This window comes from Microbacterium invictum, from assembly GCF_034421375.1.
GTDB lineage: Bacteria > Actinomycetota > Actinomycetes > Actinomycetales > Microbacteriaceae > Microbacterium > Microbacterium invictum_A.
Genome location: NZ_CP139779.1, coordinates 634,239 through 657,685, shown reverse-complemented (window position 1 = coordinate 657,685; position 23,447 = coordinate 634,239). Strand labels below are relative to the sequence as shown.

Sequence of the window (23,447 nt, the reverse complement as noted above, 5' to 3'; positions counted from 1 at the left end):
GCGACGAGCCTCGGCGCTCGAGGTGTCAGCGGTCCGCCGCGACAGGCTCCTTCGACGCATCGCCCGTCCCCACCGCGTCAGCGGCGGCCGCTGCGCGGCGGCGCTCCACCTCCAGCGGGTCGGCGAATGCGTCCGCGCCCTGCGCGGCCGCGTCGGCGTCGGTGAGCTTCGGGCGCCGCGGCCACCAGACCCGGTCGCGCAGCAGGAACGTCAGCGCCGGCACGATCACCGTCCGCACGAGCAGGGTGTCGATGAGCACACCGATGCAGACGATGATGCCGATCTGCGTGAGGGTGATGAGCGGCAGCACGCCGAGCACGGCGAACACGGCCGCGAGCAGGATGCCGGCGCTGGTGATGACGGCACCGGTCGCGGCCAGCGCGCGGATCATCCCCTGGGTGATGCCGAGTCGGTCCGCCTCTTCCTTGGCCCGCGTGACGAGGAAGATGCTGTAGTCCACGCCCAGGGCGACGAGGAAGAGGAAGCTGAACAGCAGCACATTCGTGTCGATCGCGGGGAAGCCGAACAGCGGCGTCTGGAACAGCCACCAGCTCGCCCCCACGGCCGAGAAGAAGCTGACGACCACGGCGACGAGGAGCAGGAGCGGAGCGACGAGGGCGCGCAGCAGCACGACCAGGACGATGAAGACGAGCACGAGGATGAGCGGGATCACCAGCGCCTGGTCGCGCGCCTGGGCGTCCGCGACGTCCAGCGAGCGCGCGTCGAGCCCGCCGACAAGTCCGTCGCCCGCGCCGACGTCGTCGAGCGCGGCGCGCATGGCGGTGATCGCGTCATAGGCCTCGGGCGTTTCGGGGCTCGCGTCGAGCGTGACGTCGATGCGGACGAGATCGTCGGTCTCCTCGGCGACGACGGCGGCGTCGACCCCGTCGATGGTCTCGAGCTCTGCGACGGCCGCGTCGGCGTCATCCCGTCCCACGACGACCGTCGCGGGCGAGGTCGCCCCGGCCGAGAACGCGTCGGCGATGATCTCCTGACCGACGACGGCTTCGGGCTTGTCGAGGAACCGGTCATTCTGCGACAGACCGGTCTGCACGAAGAACACGCCCGACGCGAGCGCGGCCAGGACGACGAATCCGCTCAGCGCGACGATCGCGGGGCGGCGCGAGACCGCACGGCCGAGCTTGCCCCACGGGCTTCGCGGGATGGCGTCGCGCGAGCCGAACCGCGGGACGTACGGCCAGAACAGGCCCCGGCCGAACAGCACGAGCGCGGCCGGCAGCACGGCGAGCGCGAAGATCATCGCGACGACGATCCCCACCGCGCAGGCGAGCCCGAGGGCACGGTTGCCCGCCAGCTCGGCGAAGAGCAGCGTGGCCAGGGCGAGGGCGACGGTCGAGCCGCTGGCGATGATCGCCGGCCCGGCGCCGCGCACGGCCCGCCGCATGGCCTCGCGGCGGTCTTCGTGCAGTCGCAGCTCGTCGCGGTAGCGCGCGATGAGGAGGAGGGCGTAGTTGGTCCCGGCGCCGAAGACGAGGACCGAGAGGATGCCGGTGATCGAGGGGTCGAGTTCGACGCCGACGGCGGCGGCGACGTTTCGCGCCACGATGCCCGCGAGGGCGTCGGCGACGCCGATGACCGTGAGCGGCACGAGCCACAGCCAGGGGCTCCGGTAGGTGATGAGGAGCAGGATCGCGACGACGATCACCGTCGTCAGCAGCAGCGTGATGTCGGCCCCGGCGAACACCGCCGACAGGTCGACCTCGAACCCCTCGGGACCGGTGAGGAAGACGCGCACGTCGTCGCCGAGGTCGGCGGAGGCGACATCCCGGATCTCCTGCGCACGCTCGGACTGGGCCTCGATGCCGGTCTCGGGATCGAGCGGCACGATGACCAGCGCGACGCGACCGTCATCGGACACCTGCGCCGGGGGGACGAACCCGTCGGGGGTGAACTCCACGAGGTCGCCGAAGACCTTGCCGTTGATGGCCTCGAGCGCCTCGGCGCTCAGCTCGTCGCCCTCGGCCTCGAACACCAGGAACGCCGAGGTCGTGTCGGCGCTCGGGAACTCGTCGAGCAGTTCGTCGACCTGGACCGACTCCGCGGAGTCGGGCAGCCCCACGGCGGGGGCGTTGTCGGACTCGCTTCCGCTGCCGAACGTGAAGAGGGCGGCGGCCGCCGCCGCGGCCAGGACCAGCACGATCCACGAGGTCTTGGCTGCGGTGATGAAGCGCACGTACCCGGTCATCGGTCGTCTCCTGTGTCGATGAGAAGGATTTAATTAGAAAACCTAGATATGAGGAAGACTAGCGCAGTTATACTGGTGCGGTGCACGCAGCGGATGTCCCGTCGGTGCCGGCACCTCCCGGCCCACCCGCGTTCCGCGCGCCCACGACCCTGCTGCGCGAGGTACTCGACGTCACCGAGCTGTTCGAAGAGCGGATGCGACGCGAGCTCACCGTGAATCCGACCGATCTCGAGGCGATGGAGCATCTGCTCATGGCCGGACCGCTCGCGCCCAGCGAGCTGGCCAAGCGCCTGGGCATCTCGACCGCCTCGACGACGACGGCCGTCGACCGGCTGGTCGCCCTGGGTCACGTCACGCGCGAGCCGCACCCCACCGATCGCCGCGGCGTCATGGTCGTCCCCACACCCGCATCCCGCGCTCGGGCCCTCGGCATGCTGATGCCGATGATCCACGACGTGGACCGCGAACTCGATGAGTTCACACCGGAGGAGCAGGAGGTCATCGCCCGCTACCTGTCACGGGTGATCGCGACCTATCGGGCTCACGCCGCCGTCGACGACTGAGCTTCGCGGCGATCGGCCCGCAGGTGCACCCAGCCCTCCGCGCCCGCGACCAGGCCCATGAGGACGACCGCCGCCGTCAACGCCGCCGCCGGCGGGAGAACCGCAAGGAGCGGGATGGACACGGTGGCCACGATCGCCTCCAGGCCCCGGAAGTACGGCCGCCGTTCGCCGACGAGCACGGCGAACCAGATCGTCCCCGCAGCGAACAGGGCGATGCCCGACCCGAGGGCCGCCGCACCGAACCATCCCAGGGGTTCGGGGTCGGTGATGTGGGCCATCGCATCCTCGATGCCCAGGGCCGCCAGCACGATCCCCGCGACGATCAGGAAGTGGACGTACGAGTAGGCGTCGCGGGCGAGCTTGACGAGCGGCCCGCCGGACAGCCGGGCGAGGGTGTGCTCGCCCACCCTGGCGAGCCGGCGGAAGTACGACCACCACAGCAGCACCGAGATCACGATCGAGGTCGCGGTGCCGAGGAGGATCGGCACGCTGATCGGCTCGCGGGCCACGCCGACGCCGATCGCCACGATCGATTCGCCGAGCGCGAGGATGACGATGAGACCGTGACGCTCCGACCAGTGGGCGACCGAGTGGATGCGCCATCCGCCACCGCCGGGTGACAGCGCCCGGGTGCCCAGGCCCTCGAACACGATGGCCAGCGCCCAGATCCACACCTGCACCTCGCCGCCGATCGCCGCCCCGACGATGAGTGCGGCGCAGGCGGGGAGCACCGACGACACGCTCCACACCGTCAGCTGCCGCCGCAGCTCCGGATCATCGGTCGCAGTGACGAAGAAGAGGATGAGATGCACCAGGCGCACGACGCCGTAGGCGACGGCGAACACCATCGGGCCGTAGAGCCCGCCGTCGAAGTCGTCGAACGCCTCGGGGATCGTGAGGGCGCAGATGAAGACTCCGATCATCGCCACCGTCATGCCGGTCCGCAGGAACGGCTGGTCCGCCGGCAGCCGGTTCGCAAGCCACGCGTACCCCACCCACGTCCACCAGAGCAGGGCCAGGATGACGAGGGCCTGCGCGATCCCCGCGGCGCTGTGCGTCTCGGCCATGAGCCGCGAGACCTGCGTGAAGGCGAAGACGTAGACGAGGTCGAAGAACAGCTCGAACGTCGTGACCCGGCTGTCCTCGCCGCTGGTCATAGGCCGCGGCAGACGCACCCGCCCGGTGCGGCCGGCCGGAGCCGGGGGGTCGGGGTGGCTCACGAGGTCAGTGTAGGACCGCGGCCGCCGTCGAGGAACACCAAGGCCACCCCTCGGACGATCAGCCCTCCGGCTCGCCGCTGAGCAGACCTCGCAGCCAGTCGCGCGCCTCGACGAAGACATCGTCGGAGTAGCGGTCGGGGTAGCGCACCACCGCGCGGTCTGCACGCGGGTACGACCCGAGGAAGATCACCTTCGGGCTGAACCGGCGAAGGCCCAGGAGCGCGTCGGCCATCCGCTCGTCGTGGACGTGGCCGTCGGCGTCGATGACGAACCGGTACCGGCCGAGCTCGTCGCCGATCGGGCGCGAGGCCAGAAGCGACAGGTTGATCCCCCGGGTGGCGAACTGCTCGAGCATCTCCAGCAGCGCCCCCGGGCGGTCGTCGGGCAGTTCGACGATGAGCGAGGTCTTGTCGGCGCCCGTGGGTTCGGGCGGCGCGACGGTCTTGCCGACCAGCACGAAGCGGGTCACCGCGTTGAGGTTGTCGCCGATCTTCTCGGCCAGCAGCTCCAGGTCGTGGTGCTCGAGGATTCCCGGCGGGGCGATCGCGGCATCGGCGTCGCTCGTGCCGTCGAGGAGCCCGAGGGCGCTGGCGACGTTGCTGGATGCCGGGATGTGCGCGTGCGCGGGAAGGGTCCGCGTCAGCCACTGCAGGCACTGCGCGTAGGCGACGGGGTGCGCCGCGACGAGAGAGACGTCGTCGAGCTGTGCGCCGGGGCGCCCGACGAGCACGAAGTCGACCGGCACCAGGTACTCGCCGATGATCCGCAGCCCCGGGACCGTGGCCAGCGCGTCCTGGGCGGTGGACACACCTCCGTCGACGGAGTTCTCGATCGCGATCATCGCCGCGTGCGCGCGGCCGTCGATGACGTCCGCAAGCGCCTCGCCCACGTTGTGCACGGGCCGCCAGATCTGCCCGCGCGCCTCGGGAACCTGGGCGAGTGCGGCTTCGGTGAAGGTTCCGGCCGGGCCGAGGAAGCTGTAGGTCCGTCGGGGGGGAACGGATGCCTCGGGCCCGGCGGCGTCGGAAGTCACGGCGTTCAGCCTAGCCACCGGATGTGTCAACCCGTGCGGCGGGTGGCCCGCTCGGGGCAGACTGGGGTCATGACGCGCGCAGGACAGCCCGCCGAGGCCTCCGACCTCATCGACATCGACGCCCTCATCTCTGCCTACTACGACCGGAAACCCGACGCCTCGATCCCCGCTCAGCGCGTGGCGTTCGGCACGAGCGGTCATCGCGGGTCGTCGCTGAACACCAGCTTCAACGAAGACCACATCCTCGCCACCACGCAGGCGATCGTCGACTACCGCCGGACGGCGGGCATCGAGGGCCCCCTGTTCCTCGGGCGCGACACGCACGGCCTGTCCCTCCCCGCCGAGCGCAGCGCGATCGAGGTGCTCGTCGCGGCGGGCGTCGACGTCCGCGTCGACTCCCGCGACTCATGGGTGCCCACCCCGGCGCTCAGCCACGCGATCCTGACGTACAACCGGGGCAGGAGCGCGGACGACCCGGGCCGAGCGGACGGCATCGTCGTGACCCCGAGCCACAACCCTCCCGCCGACGGCGGGTTCAAGTACAACCCCCCGCACGGCGGGCCAGCCGACACCGACGCCACCGGGTGGATCGCGAACCGCGCGAACGAGCTCATCGCCGCCGGGCTCGAGGGCGTCGCCCGCACGAAGTACAGCGACATCGACGCCGACACCCTCGGCAGCTACGACTTCCGTGAGGCGTACGTCCGCGACCTCGCCACCATCATCGACATCGACGTCATCCGGTCGGCCGGCGTGCGCATCGGCGCCGACCCGCTCGGCGGCGCCTCGGTGGAGTACTGGGCGCGCATCGCCGAGATGTACGAGCTCGACCTGACGGTCGTGAACCCCGACGTCGACCCGACGTGGCGGTTCATGACGCTCGACTGGGACGAGAAGATCCGCATGGACCCCTCGTCACCCTCGGCGATGGCCTCGCTCGTGGCCAAGCGCCACGATTACGACATCCTCACCGGCAACGATGCCGATGCCGACCGGCACGGCATCGTCACCCCCGACGCGGGACTCATGAACCCGAACCACTACCTCGCGGTCGCGATCGACTACCTGTTCTCGCACCGCGAGAACTGGCCGGGCGACGCCGCGGTCGGGAAGACCCTGGTGTCGTCGATGATCATCGACCGGGTCGTCGAGGGCCTCGGTCGCAGGCTCTACGAGGTGCCGGTGGGTTTCAAGTGGTTCGTCCCCGGGCTCCTCGACGGGTCGGTCGCCTTCGGCGGTGAGGAATCCGCCGGCGCCTCGTTCCTCCGCAAGGACGGGACGGTCTGGACCACCGACAAGGACGGCATCCTGCTGTGTCTCCTTGCAGCGGAGATCGTCGCCGTCACCGGCAAGACCCCGTCGGAGCGCTACGGCGAGCTCGAGGCCGAGTTCGGGTCATCCGCCTACCAGCGCGTCGACGCCCCGGCCACCCCCGAGCAGAAGGCGAAGCTGGCGAAGCTGTCGCCCGACGCGGTCACGGCCACCGAGCTCGCCGGCGACCCGATCACCGCGAAGCTCTCGCACGCACCCGGGAACGACGCGCCGATCGGCGGGCTGAAGGTGCAGACGGCCGACGCATGGTTCGCCGCCCGCCCCTCCGGCACCGAGGACGTCTACAAGCTGTATGCCGAGTCGCTGCGCGGCGAGGAGCACCTGCGGCAGGTGCAGGAGGAGGCGAGGGCGGTCGTCTCGGCGGCCCTCGGCGGCTGACCGCAGCGACCGGCTCGCGCCGCGGCCGCCGCGCGGGCGGATCGTACCGAATTCATCCGCCCGCGTCGACTCCGCGGGGCATACACTGAGCCTGTGACCGAGAGCGTCGCGCTTACCCGAGGTGCACCCACTCTCCACGACGTAGCCCGCGAGGCGGGCGTGTCGTTGGCGACTGCATCGCGCGTTCTGAACGGGTCGAACCGCAAGGTCGCCGACAGTTATCGCGTCCGCGTGGAGGCGGCGGCGACGAAACTCGGCTACACCGCCAACGTCGCGGCGCAGGCGATCGCCCGCGGGGCCTCCGCCATCACGGCCTTCGTCGTCACCGACATGACCGACGACCGGTTCGGCGCCCTGACCCGGGCACTCGTGCACGAGACCGAGGCGGCGGGGCTGATTCTCACCGTGGCCGAGACCGGCGGCGACCCCGAGCGGGAGCGGAAGATCCTGCAGACCCTCCGCGGCCAGCGACCGCAGGGGCTGATCCTCGGCGAGGGCGTTGCGGGGTCGGAGGGCGAGGCTCTCGCCGAGATCGCCGCGCTGCAGGCCATGGGCACCCGGGTCGTCACGTTCGCCCCCGACGGCACCGACGACCCGGATGCCGCGGCCCGCGCCATCCGGGTCATCCGCAATCTGCCCGCGGACTGAGCGCTGCGCCCTCCCGCCGGGGCGAGAGGGCGCAGTCGCTTGTGATCAGTTGAGGATGAAGGTGTACGCGGTGCTGTTGCCCAGCACGTCGTACACGACCATCGTGTTCTCACCCTGAACTGCCCCGAAGACGCCGGGAGCGATTCCGTTGACGTCCGACCAGGTGTTGTTCGTCAGGTCCTTGACGACACCGTTGATCTCGACCCGGTCGATACCCACCGCGTCGTACAGCTTGTAGCTGACGGTGTCGTAGGTATCGCCGGTCGCGACCGACTCGGGTTTGACCGTCGCCTCCGGTACGGTGACGTCGACAGAGAAGTCGAACGAACCGGTCGGCGAGATGTTCCCCGCGAGATCCTGCGCGTTGTACTTCACGGTGTAGTCACCCGATGGGAGCTGCAGCGTCGCCTCGTGCGTCCCGGCCTCGGCCCCGTCGAGGGCGACCTGCGTGCTCTGCACGAGGGTGCCCCCTTGATAGACGTTGGCGACGATGCGCTGGAGACCTCCGACATCCGTGGCGTCGACACGGAGCGCGACGTCGCGGAACGGACCGGCCGTCTCGGGCGACACGAGAGCGACTTCGGGTCGCGTCGTGTCGGCGGGAAGGCTCTGGAACAGGCGCGGCGCGAAGTCGATCAGATTCTTCTGCCACACGTCCCATCCGTGCGGGCCGACGGTGACGCCGTCGAACTCGTACTCGATCCCGAGCTCGTCGAGCACCGGCAGCGAGTTGATCACCGACCCGTAGGTGAAGTCCGTGATGTCGCCCGTGTAGATGCGGTAGAGCTCTGTCCCCTCGTTGATCGCCGCGGGATCGACGCCGTTCGTACCGCCGAAGCCGGCAGCGAATGTTCCGATCCAGGCGAATTCGCCAGGGTAGCCCTTCAGCACCGACACCGTTCGCGCTCCACCGGCGGAAAGGCCCGCCAGCGCCCGCTTGTCGGGGTTCCGGCTGATGTTGTACTGCTCCTCCGCCGCCGGGACGACGTTCTCACGGAGCTCTGCCGGATAGTTCGAGACGTTGCCGTTGGGCATCACCACCACCATGTCCTGCAGCGAGCCGTCACGGTGCAGGTTGTCGAGGATCTGGCGCGCACGCCCGACTTCGACCCAGTCCGTCCAGCTCTGACCGCCGCCGTGGTTCAGGACGAACAACGGGTACGGCACCGGCCGCTCCGCGTCGTACCCCGGGGGCGTCCACACGTAGGCGTTGCGCTCCTGCCCGGCGACCGCGCTCTGGTAGGTCATGACCTCCAGATCGCCGCCCTCGCCCTCCGGCACGTCGGAGAGAAGACGTGATCCTTCACCCTCGATGAGGAAGGTGCTCCACGCCGGCTCGGACGCGACGCTGGTCGGATTGGAGCTGTCCTTGACAGACTGACGATCGACGATGAGCCGGTAGTGGTAGAACTTCTCGTCCAGCGGTCCGACGGTGGCACGCCACCGGTCGCCGACCTTCTGCATCTCCACACGCAGCCAGCTGCCGCCGGGGGACCAGTTCGCCCAGACCGACACGTACTCGGCGTCGGCGAATTCGGTCGTGGTCTCGAAGGTGACGAAACCGTCGTCGTCGATGAACGGCGTCGGCGTGGTCCCCGGTGCCGGTGGCTCGAAACGCTCGGTCAACGCGGTGTGCCGGTCACTCATCCCAGGGTCGGATGCCTGGTGCGTGAAGAGGCGTGGTGCGAAGTCGATCAGGTTCTCCTGCCACGCGTTCCAGTTGTGACCCGCGTCAGGGTTGACGCCGTCGAACTGGTACTCGAGACCGGCGGCATCGAACGCCCGGAGGGAGTCGTAGACGTCGTTGTAGGCGATGTCGGTCTTGTTTCCGACGTACACCCGGAACAGATCGGTGCGGTTGTTCATCTGACGGACGGGGATGTCGCTGAGGTCACCGAACCGCCCGGCCCCGAATGTCGCGATGCTCGCGAACTGGCCCGGGTGGTCGCGGAACACCTCGAACGCCTGCCCGCCACCCATCGACAGTCCCGCGAGGGCTCGATTCTTGCGATTCGGGGCGACGTTGTAGGTGTCCTGGACGGCGGGAACGAGGTTCTCCAGCAGCTCTGTTGAGAAGTCCGGCACGTTGCCGTTGCCCATCACGACGAGCATGTCCGCGAGGTTTCCCTGCAGCCACAGGTTGTCGAGGATCTGCTCCGCTCGACCCACCTCGACCCAGTCGCCGAAGCTCTGCCCCCCGCCGTGCTGGAGATAGAGAACAGGGAACTTCTTCCCCGTGGGCTTGTAGGTCGGCGGCACCCACACGAGGGCCTGACGCTCTTCGCCGGCAACGGCGGATTCGTAGGTCAGCGTCTCGACGGTGCCCGCGGGCTCCGCCGCGTCCTCGAGAAGTGCGGCCGACTCACCAGGGATGAAGAACGTGCTCCACTCCGGCTCCGAGCCCACGCTCGTGGGGTTAGTGGGGTCCTTGAAGACTTTGCTGTCGTCACCGGTGATCTGGTAGTAGTACAGCCCCGGATCGAAAGGCCCGTAGGTGGCCGTCCAGTTCTGACCGCTGCGCGTCAGACCGATCTGAGCCCAGTTGTGCGACGGACCGAAGTTGCCCTCGACCACAACCTGCGACACCGGCCCGATGGCCTCTTCGACGGCGGCATTCGGAACCGAGATACGCAGATACCCATCATCCTGCGACACCACCCATTCGCTGGCGGCGGTGGCTGGCTGGGCCACCCCCACGGCTGCCACGGCGACCGCCGTAGCAGCGACGAAGGTGAGAACCCGCCTCACCCAAGAGGAGCGGCGACCCTGCCGCTCCGTCGTTGTCATCTTCATCGATCTCTCTCTCATTCAGTGAGCCCGACCAACCGATCCACCGCCTGCAGTGCCCACATTCGGCGGCGGAGAGGGGGACGGAGGAGAGACGGAAATCACGCCGAAGGGGCGCCGGAGCGTCGTTTACAACGTCGTAAATCCCATCCGCGGACCATGCTGTGCGGCCTCTTCGACGAAGTCAAGAAGAGTGTGCAACGTTGTAAGTTTTTCTGTCCGCGGACCGAAAACATACAGACGGCGCTCGGGGACGCGTACGGCAGGATGGAGCCATGTCTTGGCTTGTCACCGGCGGGGCCGGCTACATCGGTGCGCACATCGTCCGAGCTCTGGATGCCGCGGGGCTGCCCCCCGTCGTCATCGACGACCTCTCGAGCGGTCACCGCGGATTCGTCCCGGACGGGGTGCCGTTCGTGCGCGGGAGCATTCTCGATCGCGCGCTCGTGGAGCAGACGCTCCGTGAGCACGACGTGACCGGCGTCATCCATGTCGCGGGCTTCAAGTATGCGGGCGTCTCGGTGTCGCGTCCCCTTCACACCTATGCCCAGAACGTCGAGGGCACTCGCATCGTCCTCGAGGCCATGGAGGCTGCCGGCGTGGCGAACCTGGTGTTCTCATCCTCCGCAGCGGTGTACGGCACCCCCGACGTGCCTCTCGTGACCGAGGATCTTCCGAAGCGTCCGGCGAGTCCGTACGGGGAGTCGAAGCTCATCGGCGAGTGGCTGATCCGCGACCAGGCGGTCGCGACGGCCGACACAGTCGCGCCGCTGCGCCACACCTCGCTGCGCTACTTCAACGTCGTGGGTTCGGGCGACCGCTCGGTCTACGACACCTCGCCGCACAACCTCTTCCCGCTCGTGTTCGAGGCACTGATCGAAGGACGCACACCGCGCATCAACGGCGACGACTACGACACCCCGGACGGGACGAACGTCCGCGATTACGTCCACGTGGCAGACATCGCCGCGGCACACGCGGTGGCCGCGCAGCGGCTGGCCGCCGGCGACCCGGTCGAGGCCGCCTACAACCTGGGCTCGGGCGACGGGCTGTCGGTGCGTCAGATCATGGACGCCATGGCCCGGGTCACCGGGATCGACTTCACGCCCGAGATCGGCGCTCGCCGCCCCGGCGACCCCGACCGGATCGTCGCGACCGGAGAGCTCGCCGCGCGCGACCTGGACTGGAAGATGCGGTACGACGTCGACGAGATGGTCCGCACGGGGTGGGAGGCGCGGCGCGCCGCCGCCGGCTGACTCCGTCAGCGCGGAGGCGCGGTGCTGGCTCGGACGACGAGCGTCGGAGTGAGGGTCTCGACCACCGGTGCGGTGAAAGCCGTCGACTCCACGTCGTCGATGAGGACGGCGACGGCACGCGCGCCGAGGGCGTCGAAGTCCTGACGAACGGTCGTCAGCGGAGGACGGTACTGCGCAGCATCGGCGATGTCGTCGAAGCCGACCACGCTGACATCGCGCGGCACCTCCTGACCGGCCTCGGCCAGGGCCCGCAGGGCGCCGAGCGCCATCTGGTCATTCGCGACGACGACGGCGGTGGCATCGCCGATGCTGCCGGCGGCGGCATGACCGGATGCTGCGCTCCAGTCGCCGCGCACCGGCGCGCCCGGCTGCAGCGCGGCCTCGGCGAGGGCCCGTCGCCATCCCCGCTCCCGCTCCCTGGCGGCGAACGAGTCAGACGGTCCGGCGATGTGCGCGATACGACGATGACCGAGGGAGAGAAGGTGGGCGGTGGCGTCGTAGGCGCCCGCCGCGTGGTCGGTCTGGACGACGTGCACTCCCCACGACTCGCCTCCGCTCGGTCGCGGAACGATGGGCGCGTCGACGAGGACGAGGCGGAAGCCTGCGGCGGCAGGAACCGCCGCGGCGAACGGCGTCGCCTCGTTGAGCACGACGGCGCCGTCGACCCCCTGATCGGCGAGTCGCGCGAAGGCGTCGTCGGCTGACTCCGGTCCGGCCACCGTGGCGACGGCCAGGCCGTAGCCGCGCCCGGCGGCGGCGGCCGCCACAGCCTGCAGCATGCGGGAGTTCCCGACGGTGTCGAGGGTGGCCACGACGAGGCCGACCGTCTGAGTGCGGCCGGTGCGCAGGGCCCGCGCGGCCCGGTGCGGACGGTAGCCGAGCCGCGCCATGGCCTCCTCGACCCGTGACCGAGTGGCCGGATCGACCCGCGGGCTGGCATTCACCACCCGGGAGACGGTCTGACCCGATACCCCGGCCGCTGCGGCGACATCGGCCATCGACACTCGACGCATGCCCACTCCCACCGACACAACTCCGGCAACTCGGAACATGTTGACGTTATCATGACCCTCGGGCTATCGTGTTGACGTGAACATGCAGGAGTTCGGCACCCCCGGAGCCCCGTCAACAACCCCCGACGTCGAGATCCTCACCGGCGGGGTCGCCAAATGCACGACCCGCCTGGCCGACGGGCGGGAGTTGATCTACTTCGACGATCCCGGCACGGACCTCGGGCCGGAGCGGTCGGTCGACACGCGCGCCCTGGACCCGCGCCCCGAGACGGCGACCATGCGGCTCGACGTCCTGACGGGCGATTGGATCTCGGTCGCGGCCTCGCGCCAGAACCGAGCCTTCCTGCCGCCGGCCGAGCTCGATCCGCTCGCGCCCCAGACGCCGGCCAATCCGTCCGAGATCCCCTCCCGATACGACGTCGCCGTCTTCGAGAACCGGTCGCCGTCGTTCGGGCCGGCGCTGCGCACGGCGCACGGCGACGCTCCGGCCGCCGCCGACCCGCCGCAGGGCCTCGACGATCTCGGCGAGCTCTCTCTCGGCCGCACCCGCACCTCGGTCGGACGCTGCGAAGTCGTCTGCTTCAGCCCCGCGCACGAGGGCTCGTTCGGCACGCAGACCCCCACCCGTGCGCGGACGGTCATCGAGGCGTGGGCCGATCGCACGGCCGCTCTCTCGGCCCTTCCCGGAATCGAGCAGGTCTTCCCGTTCGAGAACCGCGGCGAGGCCATCGGCGTCACGCTCGCCCACCCGCACGGGCAGATCTACGCCTACCCCTACGTCACCCCGCGCACGCAGGCGCTGCTGCGCTCGATCGAGAAGACCGGACCCGACCTGTTCGCGCGCATCCTCGACCGCGAGCGCGCGTCCACGCGCGTGATCCTCAGCGGCGAGCACTGGACGGCCTTCGTGCCGTTCGCGGCGCGCTGGCCGATCGAGGTGCACCTCCTCCCCCACCGCCACGTCGCCGATTTCGCCGATACGACAGCGGCCGAGCGCGACGAGCTCGCCCCGCTGTACCTCCGCCTCCTCCGCGGCATCGACGCCCTGTACGACTCGCCCACCCCCTACATCGCCGCCTGGCATCAAGCCCCCGTCCACGTCGCGCGCGACAGTGCGCGCCTGCACCTCCAGCTGACCTCGCCGCGGCGCGCGGCCGACAAGCTGAAGTTCCTCGCCGGTTCCGAGGCGGCGATGGGGGCCTGGATCGGCGACATCCCGCCCGAGTCCGCCGCCGAGCGCCTGCGCGAGGCCGTAGCATCCGTTCCCGAGGTGACCGCGTGACCCCTCCCTCCCCCGCCGCACCCGCATCCGATGAGCCCCGCGATGCGGCGCTCGCTGCGCTCGCACGCCTCACCGACGCCGCGCCCGTCGGCGTGTGGTCGTCGCCCGGGCGCGTCAACCTGATCGGCGAGCACACCGACTACAACGACGGATTCGTGCTGCCGCTGGCGATCCCCCATCGCACGGCGGCCGCCGTCGCCCCGAACGGCGAGGGCGTGCTGCGGGTCACCTCGACCTTCGCCGACGAGCCGGTGGTCGTCGCGCTCGAGGATCTTCCGACCTTCTTCCCCACCCGCCGCGAGTCCATCGTCGAGTGGGCGCGCTACCCGATCGGCGTCGCCTGGGCGCTGCACGAAGCCGCGCCCGGTGCTGTCGCCGCACACGCGACCGGGCTCGACATCGCGATCGCCTCGAACGTGCCCGTCGGAGCGGGCCTGTCGTCATCGGCGGCCATCGAGGGGGCGGTCGCCGTCGCACTCAACGACCTCTGGCACCTCGGCCTCGACCGACCCGCCCTCGCGCGCGCGGGCCGGCGTGCCGAGAACGAAGCCGTCGGCGCCCCCACCGGGATCATGGACCAGATGGCCTCGATCCTCGGCGCCGCCGACGCCGCGATCCTGCTCGACTGCCGCAGCCTCGAGGTCGAGGTCGTCGACCTCGGGTTCGACGCGGCCGGGCTCACGCTGCTCGTGATCGACACCCGCGTGCAGCACTCCCACGCATCCGGGGGCTACGGCGAACGTCGTGCCTCGTGCGAGGCCGGCGCTGCGGCACTGGGCGTCGCGTCGCTTCGAGACCTCGGTGTCGCCGATCTCGCCCGAGCCGGACGCGAGCTCGACGACGTCACCTTCCGGCGCGTCCGGCACGTGGTCACCGAGAATCAGCGGGTCCTCGACACGGTGCGGATGCTGCGGGCCGACGGTCCTCGTTCGATCGGCGATCTGCTCGTCGCCTCGCACGCGTCGATGCGCGACGACTTCGAGATCTCCGTCCCCGAACTCGACACCGCCGTCGACGCCGCACTCGAGGCGGGGGCGCTCGGCGCCCGGATGACCGGCGGCGGGTTCGGCGGGGCGGCGATCGCGCTGGTCGACCGCGATCGCGTCGCGACGGTGGCCGACACCGTGACGACGGCCTTCGCCCGCAGCGGGTTCGCCGGGCCGACGATCTTCGCCGTCAGCGCCGCCGAGGGCGCGCGTCGCGAGAGCTGAGTCCTACTGCCGCGCCCCACAGCGCGCAAGACCTGTCGCCGCAGCATCCGTCGTTCTACGCTGGCGGACGGCGCCTTCGGACGCCGTACCTGGCGTGCATCGTGAACAGTAGGGAATCTCATGGCTTTCGTCACCGTCGGAACGGACAATTCGTCAGACATCCAGCTCTTCTACACCGACCAGGGCTCCGGCCAAGCGGTGGTGCTCATCCACGGATTCCCCCTCGACGGCGAATCCTGGAACAAGCAGCAGGCGGCGCTTCTGGACGCGGGCTACCGCGTCATCGCCTACGACCGCCGCGGGTTCGGCGGCTCGAGCAAGGTCGGTACGGGCTACGACTACGACACTTTCGCGTCCGACCTCGACGCCTTGATGAAGCGGCTCGATCTGGCCGACGCCGTCCTCGTGGGCTTCTCGATGGGGACCGGTGAGATCGCCCGCTATCTCGCGACGTACGGCAGCAGCCAGGTCTCCAAGGCTGCCTTCCTGGGCTCCCTGGAGCCCTTCCTCCTCAAGACCGACGAGAACCCCGACGGCGCGGCGCCGCAGGAGTTCTTCAACGAGACCGCTGCGGCGGTGAAGAAGGACCGCTACGCGTTCCTCACCGGGTTCTTCAAGGACTTCTACAACCTCGACGAGAACCTCGGCTCCCGCATCTCGCAGGAGGCCGTCGACGCGAGCGTCCAGACCGCGAATCGCGCGGGCAACACCGCGATCGCGGCCGCGCCCCTCAGCTGGCCGACCGACTTCCGCGCCGACATCGACAAGATCGATGTACCGACCCTCATCGTCCACGGCACGGCCGACAACATCCTGCCGATCGATGCCACGGGGCGGCGATTCCGCGAGATGCTCCCCGGCGCGACCTATGTCGAGATCGAGGGCGCCCCGCACGGCATGCTGTGGACCCACGGCGACGAGGTCAACGAGGCGCTGCTGAGCTTCCTCGCGTCCTGACCACCCCTGGGGCGGCGCGTCACCGGGTGGGCGCGCCGCCGCCGGCGACCTCACGGCGCGAGCAGCCGGTCGAGGAGGGCGAGAATGCGCGCGTGGTCGAGCGTCGGCTCGAGGAGCCACTGCGACTGCAGACCGTCGGAGGCGGCGATGACGAGCGCGGCCACCTCCTGGGGATCGACATCGGCGCGGACCCTGCCGGACGCCTGCGTGCGTCGCACCTGCTCGGCCAGCTCCTCCCGCAGGCGCTCGAATCGCACGGCGACGAAGTCGCGGGCGACCGGCCGGTCGTCCTCGAGAGCGGCCGCGACCAGAGTCGAGTACAGCTGCACGAGGCCCGGGATCTCGCGATTGCGCTCGGCGGAGAGCCGCATGAGCTCCGTCGGCGTCATCTCGGCCGACAGCGCCACGGCGTGATCGTGCTGAGCCTGGCGGTACACCTCGACGAGCAGCTCTTCGAGCGACCCGAAGTAGTGGCGGAGGGCCGCGTGGGTCACCCCGACCTCGCTCGCGATCGCCCGAAGGCTCGTCCGATCCGACCCGCGCTGCGCGAAGACCTCGATCGCGCGATCGATGATCTCCTGCCGCCGGGCCACGCCCTTGGGCGACGCGCCGCGGCGCCCGGGGGACGCCGACTCCGCGGTCATCCGCTCAGAGGGTGCGCGCGAAGGGATCGAAGTCGGCCGCGACGGCGGGCACGGGGTCGACGGTGCTCGCGACGCGCACGGAGTCCCCGGTCGCCGCGGACTGCTCCGCCGACAGCATGACGTCCAGGACGTGCAGCGCCAGATCGCCGCTTGCGACGTGCGGCCGCCCCTCGGCGATCGCGTGCACCATGTCGAGCAGTCCGAGGCCGCGTCCGACGACCACGCCCTCCTGCTCGACCTCGATCCACTCCTGCTCGAAGCTCATGCCGTCCCGCAGCACTCCCAGGGGCTTGACGTACGCGATGCGCCCGGCGAACTGGTTGGGGTCGGGCAGCACGATCGAGCCCTCGGTGCCGTGCACCTCGAAGACTCCGGCGCGCTCGAGCGCGGAATCGAAGCTCAGCAGGCTCTGCGCCTGCTGGCCGCTGTCGAAGGCGGTGACGACCTGGACCGTGGTGGGCACCTCGACCGGGAAGGTGGCGCCCGCGTTCGGGCCGGTGTGGATGATGCGCTCCTCGCGCGCCTTCCGCCCGACCGCCGACACGCGATCGACCGGGCCGAAGAGGCTCACGAGACCGGTGAAGTAGTACGGCCCCATGTCGAGCAGCGGGCCGGCGCCCTGCGCGAAGAGGAACTGCGGTGCCGGATGCCAGAGGTCGGGCCCCTGCGTCTGGAACACCGTCTGCGCGAAGAGGGGCTCGCCGATGATGCCGGCGGCGATGGCCCGCTTGGCGGTCTGGAACCCCGGGCCGAGGACGGTGTCCGGCGCCGAGCCCACGCGCAGTCCGGCGGCCGCTGCGGCCGTGAGGAGCTCGGCGGCACCCTCGCGATCGAGTCCGATCGGCTTCTCGGTCCAGACGTGCTTCCCCGCCGAGATCGCGCGCATCGACACCTCGATGTGCGCGGCGGGGATCGTGAGATTGACCACGACCTGCACGTCGGGGTGGGCGAGCACGTCGTCGACCGTGCCCCACGCCGGGACGCTGTGCGTGCGGGCCTGTGCCTCGGCACGATCGACGAGGAGGTCGCCGACGACGACGACATCCACGTCGGGGAAGGACTGCAGGTTCTCGAGGTAGGTGTCGCTGATGACGCCCGCCCCGATCACGCCCACGCCGACGCTCATCGGACGAACCCCCCGTCGCGGAGGAAGGCGAGGCTCGCGGCGATGTCGTCGAAGACGTCGCCCGGGGGGTTGTCGTACTCGATGACGGCGTAGCGGATCGCCCCGTCGCCGGCGCGCAGCGCCTCGGCCAGCGGCACCTCGCCGGTGCCGGCGTGGCGCTGTTCGAGGGCGTCCGATCCGAAGGCGGGGGCGTCGGGGGCGAAAGGGTTGGATGCCGGAACGGCGCCGTCCTTCACATGCACGGCCTGGAGCCGCTCGCCGAGGCGCGAGACGAGGGCGGGGACGTCCTGCCCGCCGGCGGCGGCCCAGTACAGGTCGAGCTCGAGCGCGACCCGCGGGTCTGTGAGGAGGGCGAAGCGCTCGTATGCGGTGACCCCATCGAAGCTCGCGACGAACTCCTGCGAGTGGTTGTGATAGCCGACGGCGATCCCGAAGGTCGCAGCGAGGTCGGCCACCCGGTTGAGGCGCTCGGCGAGTTCGGCGACGGAGTCCTCGGTCAGCCAGCGGTCCACGGGGACGAACGGGTCGAACACGGTCTTCACGCCGATCCGCGCGGCGGCCTCGAGCACGACCTCGGGTGCCGGGGTCGGGATGGCGCCGTCGGGCGTCCACAGCTCGTCGGACAGGAGCGGCGCGTGCCCGGTCGGAGCGTCTACGCCGCTCGCCTCGAGAGCGGCGCGGATCTCGTCGGGCCGGTCGACGAACGCGAAGGCCTCGACGTGCTGGAGTCCGATCTCGGCGAGACGGTCGAGCGACCGTCCCGGATCGGCGGTGAACTGCTCGGCCAGGGTGTACAGCTGAACCGAGGCTTCCGGATGCGCCATCGCGACCTCTTTCCCGTGTGGAGTCGTGGCGAGGCTAGCAGAAAAACCTCCACGTGGAGGTTTTTCTCGTCGACAGGGGTTCCTCGTCGTACGATGACCAGCGTGAGCGATGCGGTGATCACCCTCTCCCTCGGCGTGGTGCGGGGGCGGTGGCGAGGGGAGCCCGGCGACCCCGGGTCATCCGCCGCCTTTCTCGGCATCCCGTTCGCCGAGCCTCCCGTCGGGGATCGGCGCTTCAGCGATCCGGTGCCCGTGTCCCCGTGGGACGGCATGCGCGACGCGACGGCGTGCGGCGCGACGGCCCAGCGCGGCGACACCGGGATCACTCTCATCCCCGAGCCGTCGGTCGAGGGCGATTCCACCCTGAACGTCAATGTCTTCACCCCGCTGCCCGGCGACACCGACGCAGCCCTTCCGGTGATGGTCTACATCCACGGCGGCGGGTTCACCTCGGGATCGCCGGCGAGCCCCTGGTACGACGGCCGGGCCTTCACCCGTGACGGCGTCGTCACCGTCACGGTCTCGTACCGTCTCGGGTTCGACGGGTTCGGCCAGATCCCCGGCGCCCCGAGCAACCGGGGCGTCCGCGACTGGCTCGCGGCGCTCGAATGGGTGCAGGAGCACATCCGCGCCTTCGGCGGAGACCCCTCGCGCGTCACGATCGCGGGGCAGTCCGCCGGCGGCGGCGGCGTCCTGACCCTCCTCGGCATGCCCTCGGCCCAGCACCTGTTCCACGCCGCCTGGGCGCTCTCCCCCGCTCTCGGCGACATCCCGTCTGCGCTCGCCGGCGAGCGCTCGCGACGCCTCGCCGCTCTCGCGGGAGTGCCCGCGACGCTCGAAGGGTTCCGGTCGGTCTCCGAGGAGCGTCTCCTCGCGCTGCAGCAGGATGCCGCCAAGAAGGCCTCGAGGGATCCGCTGGCGCCGCTCACCGGCATCCTCCGCGACGGGCTCCCGTGGGGGCCGGTCATCGACGGGGATCTCATCCCGCGGCCGACGATCGCGTCGCTGGCAGCAGGCGTGGGCGCTGACAAGGCGCTCGTCGTCGGGGCGACCGACGACGAGTTCACCATGATGACCGACGCGCTCCGGGTGCCGCTGCGGCTGGTTCCCCCGGCGCCGCTCCTGCGTCGGATCGGCGTGGATCGCCGCGTCGTCGGCCCTTACCTCGCCGCGAACCGCCCGCAGCGCCGCAAGGGCGGCGCGGCCGTGGTCGGGCGCTACATCAGCGACAGCATCTTCCGCTCGACAGTGGTGCGGGCCGCCGAGGCGCGGGGCGCGGCCGACACCTGGGTCTACGCGTTCTCGTGGCCCTCACCGACCCGCACCTGGTCGTTGCACTGCCTCGACGTGCCCTTCTGGTTCGACGCGCTCGACCTCGACGGGGTGTCGGCGATCGCCGGCGACGATCCGCCCCGCACCCTCGCCGACGCCGTGCACGGCTCGGCAGTGGCGCTCATCCGCGATCGCGACCCGGGGTGGCCGACGTGGGCCAGTGCGCCCGGGACGGCGCGTGTCTTCGGCGGCCCTGCCTCGGCGCCGGACGTGGTGCGCGGCGCCTACGCGAGCGTCGCCGCGCTCGTGTGATCCGCCGCTGCGCGGACATCCTCCTCCGCACGGAGATCTACGCTCCGGCGGACCCACAGCGCGGTGAGACCCGCCGCGAGCGCGGAAATCCGTGAGAGCGCGGAGATCTACGCTCCCGCGGACGCCCGCCGTCGCGGAGATCCGCCTCCACGCGGACATCCACCGTCGCGCGGACATCCGCCGTCGCGCGGAGATCCGCCGTCTCGCGGAGATCCGCCTCCACGCGGACATCCACCGTCGCGCGGACATCCTTCTTCACGCGGAGATCGACGCTCCGGCGGACCCACAACGGGGAGAGACCCGCGGGAGCGTAGATCTCCGCGGGAGCGGGCACGCTCAGCGCAGGGCGGGCACGACCTGACGCTCGAACTCGCTCACTCCCGAGCGGTCGTACGCGTGCTCGGGGAAGTAGTGGATGGCGTACCCCAGGCCGCGTTCGCGCAGCGCCGCGAGGCGTTCGGCGACCTGCTCGGCCGTTCCCACGAGGGCCGCTCCCGAACGGTAGTCGCGCATGAACGCCTCCGTCGCGTCACCGAGGTAGGGCGTGACCCGCTGCTCGATGCGGTCCAGTCGCGCCGCGACATCCTTCTCGTCCTCGCCGATGACCGTGTTGAAGTTCGCCGACCGCACGATCTCGGCCTGATCGCGACCGAGGTCGTCGGCGTGCGCGCGCAGGATCTCGTCCTTGCGGGTGAACTCCTCGGGGTCGCTCGACCAGTTGGTGTACTGGGCGTACTTCGCCGCGATCCTCAGCGTCACCTTCTCGCCGCCGCCGGCGATCCAGAGCGGAATGCCGCCGTCCTGGAGCGGCAGGGGGCGGACGATTGCGCCGTCGACGTCGTAGTGTCGGCCGTGGAGGGTGGCGGTCCCCGTCGTCCAGGCCTGATGCATGATCTCCACGCCCTCTTCGAGCATGCCGAGGCGGTCGCCGATCTTCGGGAACCCGTAGCCGTAGGCGCGCCACTCGTGCTCGTACCAGCCGCCGCCGATCCCCATCTCGGTGCGTCCGCCCGAGACGATGTCGATGGTGGCCGCGACCTTCGCCAGGTAGGCGGGGTTGCGGTAGCCCATGCAGGTGCACATCTGACCCAGGCGGATGCGGTCGGTGACCGCCGCGAACGACGCCATCAACGTCCACGCCTCGTGCGTGGCCTCGTCGCTCGGCACGGGCACGGTGTGGAAGTGGTCGTAGACCCACAGCGACTCCCACGGGCCGCGATCGGCGTGCTGCGCGAGTTCGCGCATCACCCGCCACTGGTCGGCCGGATCGATGTCGACGAGGTCGTGGCGCCAGCCCTGGGGGATGAAGAGTCCGTATCGCACGGCCTCAGCCTACGGGAGGGCCTCGAGGGCGGCATCCGGCTGCGGGTCTTCGACGAGGGGATCGGATGTTGCGAGCCGGGCATCGGGGATGCGGCGGCGGATCACCTCGATCGCCGCGGGATTGTCGTCCACGAGCACGGCGTGCCTCCCGAGGGCGGCGGCGACCGCCCCGGTCGTGCCGCTCCCGGCGAAGAAGTCCAGCACCCGGTCGCCGGGGCGGCTGGATGCCTGGATGATCCGGCGGAGGATTCCCTCGGGCTTCTGCGTCGGGTAGCCCGTCTTCTCGCGCCCGGTCGTGGGCACGATGGTGTGCCACCAGACATCGGTGGGCAGCTTCCCCCGCGCGGCCTTCTCGGGCGTCACCAGGCCCGGCGCCATGTAGGGCTCGCGGTCGACGCCGTCGGAGTCGAACCAGTAGCGGTCGGGGTCTTTGACGTAGACGAGGATCGTGTCGTGCTTGGTGGGCCAGCGGCGCCGGGTCTTCGCCCCGTAGTCGTAGGCCCAGATGAGCTCGTTCAGGAAGTTCTCGCGGCCGAACAGGGCATCCATCAGCACCTTGGCGTAGTGCGCCTCGCGGAAGTCCAGGTGCAGGTACAGCGTGCCGTCGGGGGCGAGCAGGCGCCAGGCCTCTTCGAGGCGCGGTTCGAGGAAGCCCCAGTAGTCGTCGAAGCGATCGTCGTAGGTGCGCAGGTCGCCCCGCAGCCGCTCGTACTCGCGCCCGTGGAAGCCGCGCCGCACGACCCCGGCCCCGCTTCCCCCGTGAGAGTGCATCTGCGCGCCGAGAACACGGGGGGACCCCGCATCCTCGGCGCCCGGTTGCACTCTGGCCGGGAGGGTGGTGGCGCGGGCGCGCTCGACGCTGCGCTCGCGCATCCGTCCGGTGTTGAAGGGCGGGTCGAGGTAGATGAGCGTGAAGGATGCGTCGGGGAAGCCCCGGACGACATCGAGGTTGTCGCCGTGGTGGAGGTCGACCGATCCCCGCGACACTGCGGGCGGAAGCGGTTCGGTCACGGCACGCGATGCAGCCAGGCGGAGGTGGCGAACTTGCTGTCGACGAGCGCCTGGGCCGCGGCGTACTCCTCTTCGCTGATCGTTCCGGGCTGAGCACCGTAGAGAGTGGTGAAGGTCTCGATGAAGCGGTCGATGATCGCCTCGCGCGGGAGGCCCGTCTGACGCCGCAGCGGATCGACCCGCTTGGCGGCCGACGCCGTGCCCTTGTCGCTGAGCTTCTCGCGGCCGATGCGCAGCACCTCGGTCATGACCTGACCGTCCATGTCGTAGCTGAGGGTGGCGTGGTGGAGCACCCCGCCGTTGGCGAGCCGCTTCTGTGCGGCGCCGCCGATCTTCCCCTCGGACGAGGCGATGTCGTTCAGCGGCTGGTAGACCGCCTCGACGCCCAGCGACCGCAGGGCCTGAAGCACCCAGTCGTCGAGAAACGCGTACGAGTCGGCGAAGGTCATGCCCGCGACGAGGGAGGCCGGGACGTACAGCGAGTACGTCACGATCGAGTTCGCCGCCATGAGCATCGCCCCGCCGCCCGAGATGCGCCGGACCACGTCGAATCCGTGGCGCTTCGCGCCCTCGGGGTCGACCTCGTTGCGATACGACTGGAACGACCCGATGACCACGGCCGACTCGTTCCACTCCCACAGCCGCAGGGTCGGGCGGCGGCGGCCGTCGCCGACGCGCTCGGTCAGCACCTCGTCGAGGGCGAGGTTCATGCGGGGCGAGACCGGGGCGTCGTGCACTACCTCCCAGTCGAAGTCGCGCCACCCGGGCGCGGTGACGAGCGCCCGGCGCACCGCCGTGCCGACCGCCTCGGGCGTGAAGCCCAGCAGCTGCGCCCCCTCGGGGAGGGCCCGGCGCACCGCGGCGGCGATGCCCGCGACATCCGTCTCCACCGGGAGTCCGCTCACGGCGGCGTCGATGAGGGGCAGGGCGTCGTCGGGCTCGAGGAAGAAGTCGCCCGCGAGACGGAAGTCGGCGATGCGTCCACCCTGCACCTCGAGGTCGACGACCACGAGTTTTCCGCCGGGGACCTTGTACTCGCCGTGCATGGC

The 23,447-nt window shown here is 70.5% G+C and carries 19 protein-coding genes; 8 read left to right on the top strand and 11 right to left on the bottom strand.

The annotated features are described in order from the left end of the window. Nucleotides 1–25: 25 nt before the first annotated feature. Entirely contained in the window at nucleotides 26–2,206 is a 2,181-nt protein-coding gene (locus T9R20_RS03155) for an MMPL family transporter (RefSeq protein WP_322411112.1), read from the bottom strand. 80 nt (nucleotides 2,207–2,286) lie between these two features. On the opposite strand from T9R20_RS03155, the gene T9R20_RS03150 reads away from it, so the two are divergent. After that, on the top strand, nucleotides 2,287–2,769 hold the full coding sequence (locus T9R20_RS03150) for a MarR family transcriptional regulator (protein ID WP_322411111.1): 483 nt from the start codon (nucleotides 2,287–2,289) through the stop codon (nucleotides 2,767–2,769). On the opposite strand, the gene T9R20_RS03145 is transcribed toward T9R20_RS03150, so the two are convergent. Then, nucleotides 2,748–3,989, bottom strand: coding sequence for a low temperature requirement protein A (locus T9R20_RS03145; protein ID WP_322411110.1), 1,242 nt, complete (start codon nucleotides 3,987–3,989; stop codon nucleotides 2,748–2,750). The genes T9R20_RS03150 and T9R20_RS03145 overlap by 22 nt on opposite strands. A 58-nt stretch (nucleotides 3,990–4,047) precedes the next feature. Beyond that, a complete protein-coding gene (pheA, locus tag T9R20_RS03140; protein WP_322411109.1) occupies nucleotides 4,048–5,022 on the bottom strand; it encodes a prephenate dehydratase in 975 nt (324 codons plus the stop codon). Nucleotides 5,023–5,091: 69 nt separating this feature from the next. Here pheA and pgm point away from each other — a divergent pair, with 69 nt between their 5' ends. Next, the gene (gene pgm / locus T9R20_RS03135; protein WP_322411108.1) at nucleotides 5,092–6,732 is read left to right on the top strand and encodes a phosphoglucomutase (alpha-D-glucose-1,6-bisphosphate-dependent); all 1,641 of its coding nucleotides are present in this window, start codon (nucleotides 5,092–5,094) and stop codon (nucleotides 6,730–6,732) included. A 93-nt stretch (nucleotides 6,733–6,825) separates the two neighbouring features. Then, nucleotides 6,826–7,380, top strand: a complete 555-nt coding sequence (locus tag T9R20_RS03130; protein ID WP_322411107.1) for a LacI family DNA-binding transcriptional regulator — start codon at nucleotides 6,826–6,828, stop codon at nucleotides 7,378–7,380. Nucleotides 7,381–7,425: 45 nt separating this feature from the next. Here the strand turns inward: T9R20_RS03130 and T9R20_RS03125 are convergent, their stop codons facing one another. Further along, entirely contained in the window at nucleotides 7,426–10,173 is a 2,748-nt protein-coding gene (locus T9R20_RS03125; protein ID WP_322411106.1) for an alpha/beta hydrolase-fold protein, read from the bottom strand. A 269-nt stretch (nucleotides 10,174–10,442) separates the two neighbouring features. On the opposite strand from T9R20_RS03125, the gene galE reads away from it, so the two are divergent. Then, nucleotides 10,443–11,423: a UDP-glucose 4-epimerase GalE gene (galE, locus tag T9R20_RS03120; protein WP_322411105.1), complete on the top strand. Its 981-nt coding sequence runs from the start codon at nucleotides 10,443–10,445 to the stop codon at nucleotides 11,421–11,423. 5 nt (nucleotides 11,424–11,428) lie between these two features. Here galE and T9R20_RS03115 read toward each other — a convergent pair whose 3' ends face one another. Next, nucleotides 11,429–12,436, bottom strand: a complete 1,008-nt coding sequence (locus tag T9R20_RS03115; RefSeq protein WP_322411104.1) for a LacI family DNA-binding transcriptional regulator — start codon at nucleotides 12,434–12,436, stop codon at nucleotides 11,429–11,431. 82 nt (nucleotides 12,437–12,518) lie between these two features. Here T9R20_RS03115 and galT point away from each other — a divergent pair, with 82 nt between their 5' ends. The 3 genes from galT to T9R20_RS03100 all read left to right on the top strand — a co-directional run bounded on the left by galT (nucleotide 12,519) and on the right by T9R20_RS03100 (nucleotide 15,886). Next, entirely contained in the window at nucleotides 12,519–13,718 is a 1,200-nt protein-coding gene (gene galT, locus T9R20_RS03110; protein WP_416182963.1) for a galactose-1-phosphate uridylyltransferase, read from the top strand. Continuing rightward, a complete protein-coding gene (galK, locus tag T9R20_RS03105; RefSeq protein ID WP_416182935.1) occupies nucleotides 13,715–14,929 on the top strand; it encodes a galactokinase in 1,215 nt (404 codons plus the stop codon). The genes galT and galK overlap by 4 nt, the downstream gene beginning before the upstream one ends. A 120-nt stretch (nucleotides 14,930–15,049) precedes the next feature. Then, nucleotides 15,050–15,886 (top strand): alpha/beta hydrolase, encoded by an 837-nt coding sequence (locus T9R20_RS03100; RefSeq protein WP_322411102.1) that lies wholly within the window; start codon nucleotides 15,050–15,052, stop codon nucleotides 15,884–15,886. A gap of 50 nt (nucleotides 15,887–15,936) precedes the next feature. On the opposite strand, the gene T9R20_RS03095 is transcribed toward T9R20_RS03100, so the two are convergent. From T9R20_RS03095 to T9R20_RS03085, 3 genes are read right to left on the bottom strand one after another with little or no spacing between them, the layout of a single operon-like run. Beyond that, nucleotides 15,937–16,530, bottom strand: a complete 594-nt coding sequence (locus T9R20_RS03095; protein WP_322411101.1) for a TetR/AcrR family transcriptional regulator — start codon at nucleotides 16,528–16,530, stop codon at nucleotides 15,937–15,939. Nucleotides 16,531–16,534: 4 nt separating this feature from the next. Beyond that, nucleotides 16,535–17,656: a Gfo/Idh/MocA family oxidoreductase gene (locus T9R20_RS03090; protein ID WP_322411100.1), complete on the bottom strand. Its 1,122-nt coding sequence runs from the start codon at nucleotides 17,654–17,656 to the stop codon at nucleotides 16,535–16,537. Next, nucleotides 17,653–18,480, bottom strand: coding sequence for a sugar phosphate isomerase/epimerase (locus T9R20_RS03085; RefSeq protein WP_322411099.1), 828 nt, complete (start codon nucleotides 18,478–18,480; stop codon nucleotides 17,653–17,655). Before T9R20_RS03085 ends, T9R20_RS03090 begins: the two co-directional genes overlap by 4 nt. A 93-nt stretch (nucleotides 18,481–18,573) precedes the next feature. Between T9R20_RS03085 and T9R20_RS03080 the strand changes: the two genes are divergently transcribed. Next, entirely contained in the window at nucleotides 18,574–20,064 is a 1,491-nt protein-coding gene (locus T9R20_RS03080; RefSeq protein ID WP_416182934.1) for a carboxylesterase/lipase family protein, read from the top strand. A 336-nt stretch (nucleotides 20,065–20,400) separates the two neighbouring features. Here T9R20_RS03080 and T9R20_RS03075 read toward each other — a convergent pair whose 3' ends face one another. Genes T9R20_RS03075 through T9R20_RS03065 form a run of 3 tightly spaced genes read right to left on the bottom strand, consistent with a single transcriptional unit; the run spans nucleotide 20,401 to nucleotide 23,444 of the window. Further along, complete coding sequence (locus T9R20_RS03075; protein WP_322411097.1) at nucleotides 20,401–21,387, bottom strand: LLM class F420-dependent oxidoreductase; 987 nt, start codon at nucleotides 21,385–21,387, stop codon at nucleotides 20,401–20,403. A 9-nt stretch (nucleotides 21,388–21,396) separates the two neighbouring features. Beyond that, the gene (locus T9R20_RS03070) at nucleotides 21,397–22,398 is read right to left on the bottom strand and encodes a site-specific DNA-methyltransferase (protein ID WP_322411096.1); all 1,002 of its coding nucleotides are present in this window, start codon (nucleotides 22,396–22,398) and stop codon (nucleotides 21,397–21,399) included. Continuing rightward, on the bottom strand, nucleotides 22,395–23,444 hold the full coding sequence (locus tag T9R20_RS03065) for a biotin/lipoate A/B protein ligase family protein (RefSeq protein ID WP_322411095.1): 1,050 nt from the start codon (nucleotides 23,442–23,444) through the stop codon (nucleotides 22,395–22,397). The genes T9R20_RS03070 and T9R20_RS03065 overlap by 4 nt, the downstream gene beginning before the upstream one ends. Between the last annotated feature and the right edge of the window lie 3 nt (nucleotides 23,445–23,447).

Bases quoted from the DNA above. Each gene is read 5' to 3' on its own strand.
- T9R20_RS03155 (WP_322411112.1), bottom strand. From the start codon at position 2,206: ATGACCGGGTACGTGCGCTTCATCACCGCAGCCAAGACCTCGTGGATC.
- pgm (WP_322411108.1), top strand. From the start codon at position 5,092: ATGACGCGCGCAGGACAGCCCGCCGAGGCCTCCGACCTCATCGACATC.
- T9R20_RS03125 (WP_322411106.1), bottom strand. From the start codon at position 10,173: ATGAAGATGACAACGACGGAGCGGCAGGGTCGCCGCTCCTCTTGGGTG.
- galE (WP_322411105.1), top strand. From the start codon at position 10,443: ATGTCTTGGCTTGTCACCGGCGGGGCCGGCTACATCGGTGCGCACATC.
- T9R20_RS03115 (WP_322411104.1), bottom strand. From the start codon at position 12,436: ATGCGTCGAGTGTCGATGGCCGATGTCGCCGCAGCGGCCGGGGTATCG.
- galT (WP_416182963.1), top strand. From the start codon at position 12,519: ATGCAGGAGTTCGGCACCCCCGGAGCCCCGTCAACAACCCCCGACGTC.
- T9R20_RS03100 (WP_322411102.1), top strand. From the start codon at position 15,050: ATGGCTTTCGTCACCGTCGGAACGGACAATTCGTCAGACATCCAGCTC.
- T9R20_RS03095 (WP_322411101.1), bottom strand. From the start codon at position 16,530: ATGACCGCGGAGTCGGCGTCCCCCGGGCGCCGCGGCGCGTCGCCCAAG.
- T9R20_RS03090 (WP_322411100.1), bottom strand. From the start codon at position 17,656: ATGAGCGTCGGCGTGGGCGTGATCGGGGCGGGCGTCATCAGCGACACC.
- T9R20_RS03085 (WP_322411099.1), bottom strand. From the start codon at position 18,480: ATGGCGCATCCGGAAGCCTCGGTTCAGCTGTACACCCTGGCCGAGCAG.
- T9R20_RS03080 (WP_416182934.1), top strand. From the start codon at position 18,574: ATGACCAGCGTGAGCGATGCGGTGATCACCCTCTCCCTCGGCGTGGTG.
- T9R20_RS03065 (WP_322411095.1), bottom strand. From the start codon at position 23,444: ATGCACGGCGAGTACAAGGTCCCCGGCGGAAAACTCGTGGTCGTCGAC.